This window comes from Mycobacterium sp. (genome assembly GCF_049281135.1).
Taxonomy (GTDB): domain Bacteria; phylum Actinomycetota; class Actinomycetes; order Mycobacteriales; family Mycobacteriaceae; genus Mycobacterium.
Genome location: NZ_JBAPRN010000791.1, coordinates 1 through 6,793 on the forward strand (window position 1 = coordinate 1; position 6,793 = coordinate 6,793).

Genomic DNA, 6,793 nt, shown 5'->3' on the forward strand with positions numbered 1-6,793 from the left:
GTGCAGGATCTTGCGCAGTGCTTCTCGCTGAATCGGATCCGCACGTTCGTCGATGATGGCCTGCTGCGTGCCGTCGCCCTCGGGGACCGGACCCGGCCACGAGAGAAGCATCGCCCAGTTCAGCCCGTCGAGATTCGTGTCGTTGAAGTTCCCCGTCTCGATATGGCCGCCCATGACTGCCTGGCAGCGCCCGTAAGTTGGTTGCGCACCGAATTGACAGGGGCAGCCCCAGGCGCAGGGGCAATTCTCGAACTCCACACCGTGAAGCGTCCATTGGTCAAGTGTCATCGTTCGCCATACCTCAATTGATTGATCTATCACGCAAATCTACTACCGCAGCTCAATTCGTCAAAGCCTTGCAACAACCGTTATCGGCGGTATACCGCGGCGTCGTCGATATCGACCCGGGAACGGTCCGGCAGGGCAAGGACACAGGCGACCGTGACGATGGCGGCGAAGACGATGTACGCCGAGATCGCGTACGGGGTTCCGGTTTTGTGCAGCAACCACGTCGCGATCAGCGGCGCGGGGCCGCCGGCGAAAACCGAGGCCAACTGGTAGCCGAGCCCGGCACCGCCGTAGCGCAGGTGGGTTGGGAAATTCTCGCCGATCAGCGCGGCCTGTGGGCCGTACTGCAGAGCGTGGAGGAACAGTGAGGCGACGACCGCGATGAAGATCAGCGCGGCCCCGCCGTGGGTCAGCACTGCGAAGTACGGGTAGGCGATCAGGCCGGTCAGGACCGCTCCGGTGAGATATACCCGCTTGCGGCCGAGGCGGTCCGACAGGTGGGAAAACAGTGGGATCGCGACGAGTTCGCAGACGGCGCCCGCCAGCACGGCGGTGAGCACGAACGTCTTGGCGAACCCGTGCCGCGAGACGACGTAGATCAGGACGAAGGTCGTGAACAAGTAAAACGGCATCTGTTCGCTGAACCGCACTCCCGCGGACAGCAAAATCTCCCGCCAGTGATACCGGATCGCGTCGTACACAGGAGTGCTGGCAGTTCTCCGTTCCTCGGCCACCTTTGCGAACATCGGCGTCTCGAGGATGGACAGCCGGATCACCAGGCCGAGGGCCACGAGCACAAGGCTGAACAGGAACGGAATCCGCCAGCCCCACGAGTTGAACGCCTCGGCCGAAAGCGTTGCCGACAGCAACGTCATGCCGCCGGTGCCCAGGACCAGCCCCATCGGCACGCCGAGCTGAGCGAAACTGCCGAGCAGCCCACGCTTGCTTTGGTCGCCCCACTCCATCGCGATCAACACCGACCCGCTCCACTCTCCGCCAATCGCGATGCCCTGCACCAGCCGCAGCGCGACGAGCAGTAGCGGCGCGGCCACCCCGATCGCGGCGGTGCCGGGCAGGATGCCGACGATCGCCGACGAGATGCCCATCACCAGCAGCGTCACGATCAGTGTCGCTTTGCGACCGATCCGGTCACCCCAGTGCCCGAAGATCGCGGCACCGAGCGGGCGGGCGACGAACCCGACCGCGTAAGTCGCGAACGAGGCCATCGCGCCCGCGTACGGACTGGACGCAGGGAAGAACAGGTGCGGGAAAACCAAGGCGGCAGCGGTGTTATAGAGGAAGAAGTCGTACCACTCGATCGTGGTGCCGATCGAGCTGGCCAACGCCGCGCGTCGCACCTGCGCTCGCTGCGCCGCCGGGTCAACCTCCAAGCTGAGGGCGACTTCGTTGTCTCCGACAACCACTATGACCTCCGCTGGTGTGGACGGATCCATGCACATTGTGAAGGCCGAAGCGCGTCGGATCTGGAAGACGGATGTTGCGTAGATGGCGAGGCGGTGAACTCGAGGGGCACCCCTGATTCTCGGCGCGATCAGCGGACGACGACGGTACGCCCATTGATCTCGCCGCCATCAGGATTGACCGCGGCTTCGATCTGGTCGAACGACAGCGTCCGACCCACCGGGCTGATGAGACGTCGAGCGGCGACCTTGAAGAGCAGATCGGCCAGTTTGTGCCCAGTGAGTGTGACGACCGTCGGTACGTAGCCATCGCCCGAAAGGACGGCGCCGTCGACCGACGTGAATTTCCCGTGTGGGCGCACTACGCCAGCAGCCACGGCGAGGTCACCCGCGACGTGAATGGCGGTATCGGCGCCGCCGCCAAAGAACTCCCGCACGGCCTCCACCGACTCGGACGCGCTGTTCCGCTCGGCAACCACGAAGTCCGCGCCCAGCCGATACGCCAAGTCAACCTGTGATTCAGCGGTGATCACGGCGACGACGGCGCCGTGGGCCTTTGCCAGCTGAAGCGCGAATCCGCCTACCTCGCTTACAGGTCCGTGGATCACCAGTTTCCCGAGCCGCACCGCTCCAAGTGCGTTGATCGCGTCGAGCGCGGTCACTCCCGCCAACCCCACACCGGCGGCATGTTCGACGTCAACGCCGACGGGGATAGGTGCCAGTGATGCCGCCGGGACAGCCACCCTTTCGGCGAAACTGCCAGATGTTCCGAATGCCTTCGGACTCAGCGCACCTGCTACGTGCATGCCGACGTCGATGTAGTCCACGTCCTCGCCCACGGCGGTGACCCGGCCGACGAAGTCACGTCCGAGCATGACCGGATCTTGGTCGCCTACCTCGGTCGCGCGACCTCGGAGCACCTTTCGATCGAAGTCGTTCACGGAGGCGGCCACCACCTCGACGACGACGCCGTCGTGGGCGGCGGATGGTTCGTCGACGTCGAATAGGCGCGTCATGTCGTCTTGCCCGGTTGTTCCTACTGCCTTCATCGCCGACCCTCTCCAAGTGGGCTTTTCATTTGGACGGTTAAACATTTAAGTGAAGCGATAGCATTCCCGGTTCAACGATTAAGTTATTGTCAGGACATGGCCCCAAACGAGACTGAGTGGCTGGACGCGCAGGAGCAGCAGACCTGGGCGCAGCTGTCGACGATGATCCTCAGGTTGCAGCCGATGCTGAGTGCGCGGTTGCAACGTGAGTTCGGCATCAGCCACTTCGAGTACTTGATGATGGCCCGCTTGTCCGAAGCGCCACGGTCGACGCTGCGGATGAGCGTGCTCGCCACCCTGAGCGGCAGTTCCCTCCCGCGGTTGTCCCAGGCAGTCGGCCGCCTAGAGAAGCATGGCTGGATATCTCGGCAGCCCGACGCGGAGGACAGTCGGTTCACGGTAGCAACTTTGACCAGCGCCGGATATCAAGAGCTGCAGCGGATAGCTCCCTCGCACGTCAAGGATGTTCACGAGTTCGTCTTCGACCGTCTGACGCAAACGCAGGCCCGCCAGCTGGGTGTGATTTGCCAACGCATTCTGGATGGACTGCCAGCGGATGAGACGTGGCCTCGCACCACTTCGCCTTGACCGAGTGCGGGCGGGGACGTGGTCGTGTGATGGACGTCACGGGGGGTGGATGGAATCGCAGTGCCGGCATGGGGCTTGTAGCAAGCAGGCTCCAGTTAAACATTTAAGTAATGGCGACCGGTTACCGGCAGGAGGAGAACCACCATGAGCACCGTGACACCTCAGATAGTTAAATGGGGTCGCCTGAGCGTGCGGGCGGCGACGTCAGCGATCTTCGTCGCGCTGACCCTGGGCGCGGTATTGGCCGGCCCGCCGGGCACTGCAATCCCGTCGGCACGCGCCGCACAGGACTCCTGCCCCGCCGTCGAAGTCGTCTTTGCCCGCGGCACCCTCGAGGGCCCCGGGGTCGGGGCGACCGGGCAAGCATTCGTCGACGCACTCACCGCCCGGCTGCCGGGCAAGACCGTCGAACCATACGGGGTGAATTACCCGGCCTCGTTGAACTTCGGGCAAGCGGCCGACGGCATCATCGACACGGCCAACAAGGTCCAATCGATCGCGGCGACGTGCCCGACCACCAAGATCGTGCTCGGTGGGTACTCCCAAGGAGCCGCGGTAGTTGGCTACACCACCACCGACAGCGTGCCGGCCGGGTATGCGCTGCCCGCCGGGCTGAGCGGCCCGATGCCCGCCGCGATCGCCTCCCACGTCGCAGCCGTGGTGTTATTCGGAACGCCGGATCCCTGGTTTCTGGGCCTCGTCGACCACGACGCACCGCCGATCACCATCGGCCGGCTGTACACCGCCAAGACGCTGCAGCTGTGTGTCACCGGTGACCCGGTTTGCTTCCCGGGTGGACTCACCCGCTCGGCGCACAGTGCCTACAAGGACAACGGAATGGCCGGCCAAGCAGCTGATTTCGCCGCCCACCAACTGACCGGGACCGCCACGGTGCCGCAGCCCGCAACACAGGTCGACGCCACCCACCGCGTCGATCAGCCGGCCCCCTCCCCCGAGTCCAACCCGCTCCAGGGCAACTAACATCCACCACCCCGCCGGTGGCTTGAAGTGTGTCCCGAGGACCACTGCAGGCCACCGGCCCAACTAATTCGTCGAGCAGAGCACTTAGCTCACCGGGTCCTTGTGCGCCTTGACCGGGACAGTGCTCGGTGGCTGAAATAGGTTCCCCTGCAGGCTGCCTCTCACGGTGCGGACCGCTACCAGGATCCACGTGCCGAGCAGGCAGACGTAGGCCACGACCGCGGCGACCCGAAACGCCGTCAGCCCAGTGTGCACCGCCAGCTGGGCGGTTCCGGTGACGAACGTGCCGACCGGGAAGGTAAGACTCCACCATGTCAGCGCGAAAGGCATTCCCCTACGCAAGGTATGCACCGTCAACAACGTCGCCAAACAGATCCACAACATGGCGAACCCCCACACCGGCACCCCATACAGGACGGCGAGGACGTTCATGCCCCCGGCAATCGGTGGAGCGACGGCCAGCGCGGCATTTGTCCCGAGAAGTCCTGCAGCCGTGATGGATTGACCGAGCGGGCCCAGTACGATCCACAGTGTCGGCACCCTCGCACTCCCTGACGTGCCGTAGTAGGCGAGCCGACTCCAGATCATCGTGATGATGATCAACGACGCGATGAGCGACAACCCGAACATCGCATAGCACCCGTAGAGCAGGGTCTGTCGGCCGCTACCCGGTCCGATGTGTCCAATCAGCAGAGCTCCTGCGGCCGCCGACACCATCGGCGGTACGACCGGCATCAGCCAGCCGCCAAACGCGGCGTCGGGCTCGACGTTGTGCTGAATGAACATCAGGTAGGGGATGGAGATGGCGGTGAAAAGACCGCTCAATGTGCCGGCCGTCCACAGCACCCAGTCGAGATCAACTGCAAGCACCTCCCCCACCAAATCCGGACCGATCAGCACAGATCCCGTCCCGACCGTGAGCAGTGCCATCGGGGCCGCGCCATAGAAATGCGCCATCTGCGGGTTGCGGGCATGCCTGCGGGCCACCGTCGGGTGCCGCAGCCAGTGACCCCCCACGACGACGATCAACACGATCAGCAACAGCGCGGCGAACACCCAAACCGCTTCCGCAAACGCGCGGAGCCCGTGGATACGCACCGGCAGAGTCGCGGCCGCATTCGCAACGATCCCGGTTCCCATGACGGAGGCAAACCAATTGGGTCCCAGGCGACCCAACACGCTCGGTACCGTTGGATCCTCACCCAGCTCTGTGGTGGCCATGACCTCGCGACGCTACTCCGGGACAGGGCTCTTCCGAGCCGTCAACCACCCACTCCGCTTGAATTCGACGGCTCCAGGTAAGCCACGATCGCATCGGTCAGCCCCTGCCGCGCTAGGTCGAGGTCGTAGTAGCTGCCGAGCTGACGCTCTGAGGTGATGCCGCGCATCGCTCCCGGAATGAAGGTGGCGACTGCGCGTACCCGTTCGGGGTCAATGTTCAAGTCGGCGAAGGCATTCTGGCAGGTTGCGAGCCAACCCCGTCCCCACGACTGGAGTTCCGCGGACGTACGCGGGTAGAGGCGTTCGAGCTCGGCGGGGTCGCGGGGCAACGCGGCGCGCAGGTTCTCGATCGCCCGCGAGTCAGTGGCCGTCAGGCCGTCATAGAGAGTGTCGATAATCGCGGCGACCCGTTGTCGCAACGGCGCCGCGGCATCGGTAGGCGCGAATACATCTGCCCGGTGCTCGGCAGTGCGGTGTAGCACCGCAGCCCATAGACCGTCGGCGCCGCCGAACTGGTACTGCACCACACCCCAGGTGGCGCCGATCTGCTTTGCGATCCGATTCGCTGACACCGCGCCGGGATCGCCGGTAGCCAGTGCCTTCAGCGCGGCCTCCAGCATGTTCTGGCGGGTGGCATCCCCCCGCCGGTTGGTGCGCTGAGGCTGAACGCCCGCGTCAGTCATTGTGCCGATGGTACGGCCCGACCACTCACTTCAGTCAGATACAGAGAACATTCTATGATTTTTTCATTGAGGTCACTATGCTTCCTGCTTGGACGACTCTTCGGTGCAGCCCCACATGCCAGTAAAAGGAGCTCAGATGGCGAAACCGCCGCTGTCGATGAAGCCGACCGGTTGGTTCCAAGTCGCGTGGTCCGACGAGATCTCCGCCGGCGACGTGCACAAGATGCACTACTTCGGTCGAGAAATGGTGGCCTGGCGTGCGCAGTCGGGACGACTCACGGTGATGGACGCCTACTGCGAACATCTGGGCGCTCACTTGGGTTTCGGCGGCCATGTCGAGGGCGAGGTCATCGAATGCGCCTTTCACGGCTGGCAGTGGAACCACGACGGTCGCAACGTCTGCATCCCCTACGAGAAGCGACCCAACCGCGGACGCAAGATGCGCACCTACCCCGTGGTGGAACGCAACGAGTCGGCATACATCTGGCATGACGTCGAGGGTCGCGAGCCGTACTTCGATGTGCCCGACATCTTCGCCAGCTTCGACGACGGCAGCAGTCTG

At 64.2% G+C, this 6,793-nt stretch carries 8 protein-coding genes; 3 read left to right on the forward strand and 5 right to left on the reverse strand.

Annotated features, from left to right (window positions below; translation table 11 throughout):
• The 3 genes from WAN02_RS31335 to WAN02_RS31345 all read right to left on the reverse strand — a co-directional run.
• Nucleotides 1-288 (reverse strand): DUF1326 domain-containing protein (locus tag WAN02_RS31335; RefSeq protein WP_422269256.1); only part of this gene is annotated, 288 nt, incomplete at its 3' end.
• An 80-nt stretch (nucleotides 289-368) separates the two neighbouring features.
• A complete protein-coding gene (locus WAN02_RS31340) occupies nucleotides 369-1,712 on the reverse strand; it encodes an MFS transporter (RefSeq protein WP_422269257.1) in 1,344 nt (447 codons plus the stop codon).
• Between the two features lie 128 nt (nucleotides 1,713-1,840).
• Entirely contained in the window at nucleotides 1,841-2,725 is an 885-nt protein-coding gene (locus tag WAN02_RS31345; protein WP_422269258.1) for an alcohol dehydrogenase catalytic domain-containing protein, read from the reverse strand.
• Nucleotides 2,726-2,854: 129 nt separating this feature from the next.
• Here WAN02_RS31345 and WAN02_RS31350 point away from each other — a divergent pair, with 129 nt between their 5' ends.
• Together WAN02_RS31350 and WAN02_RS31355 are read left to right on the forward strand one after the other, a co-directional pair.
• Nucleotides 2,855-3,346: a MarR family winged helix-turn-helix transcriptional regulator gene (locus WAN02_RS31350; RefSeq protein WP_422269259.1), complete on the forward strand. Its 492-nt coding sequence runs from the start codon at nucleotides 2,855-2,857 to the stop codon at nucleotides 3,344-3,346.
• Between the two features lie 144 nt (nucleotides 3,347-3,490).
• Nucleotides 3,491-4,327 (forward strand): cutinase family protein, encoded by an 837-nt coding sequence (locus WAN02_RS31355; protein ID WP_422269260.1) that lies wholly within the window; start codon nucleotides 3,491-3,493, stop codon nucleotides 4,325-4,327.
• 84 nt (nucleotides 4,328-4,411) lie between these two features.
• Here WAN02_RS31355 and WAN02_RS31360 read toward each other — a convergent pair whose 3' ends face one another.
• Both WAN02_RS31360 and WAN02_RS31365 read right to left on the reverse strand, forming a co-directional pair.
• Entirely contained in the window at nucleotides 4,412-5,548 is a 1,137-nt protein-coding gene (locus WAN02_RS31360; protein ID WP_422269261.1) for a TDT family transporter, read from the reverse strand.
• A 41-nt stretch (nucleotides 5,549-5,589) separates the two neighbouring features.
• Nucleotides 5,590-6,231, reverse strand: a complete 642-nt coding sequence (locus WAN02_RS31365; RefSeq protein ID WP_422269262.1) for a TetR/AcrR family transcriptional regulator — start codon at nucleotides 6,229-6,231, stop codon at nucleotides 5,590-5,592.
• A gap of 136 nt (nucleotides 6,232-6,367) precedes the next feature.
• On the opposite strand from WAN02_RS31365, the gene WAN02_RS31370 reads away from it, so the two are divergent.
• A partial coding sequence (locus tag WAN02_RS31370; protein WP_422269263.1) for a Rieske 2Fe-2S domain-containing protein occupies nucleotides 6,368-6,793 on the forward strand: 426 nt, incomplete at its 3' end.

Coding starts and splice junctions, on each gene's coding strand:
- WAN02_RS31345 (WP_422269258.1), bottom strand. CDS start 2,725: ATGACGCGCCTATTCGACGTCGACGAACCATCCGCCGCCCACGACGGC.
- WAN02_RS31350 (WP_422269259.1), top strand. CDS start 2,855: ATGGCCCCAAACGAGACTGAGTGGCTGGACGCGCAGGAGCAGCAGACC.
- WAN02_RS31355 (WP_422269260.1), top strand. CDS start 3,491: ATGAGCACCGTGACACCTCAGATAGTTAAATGGGGTCGCCTGAGCGTG.
- WAN02_RS31360 (WP_422269261.1), bottom strand. CDS start 5,548: ATGGCCACCACAGAGCTGGGTGAGGATCCAACGGTACCGAGCGTGTTG.
- WAN02_RS31365 (WP_422269262.1), bottom strand. CDS start 6,231: ATGACTGACGCGGGCGTTCAGCCTCAGCGCACCAACCGGCGGGGGGAT.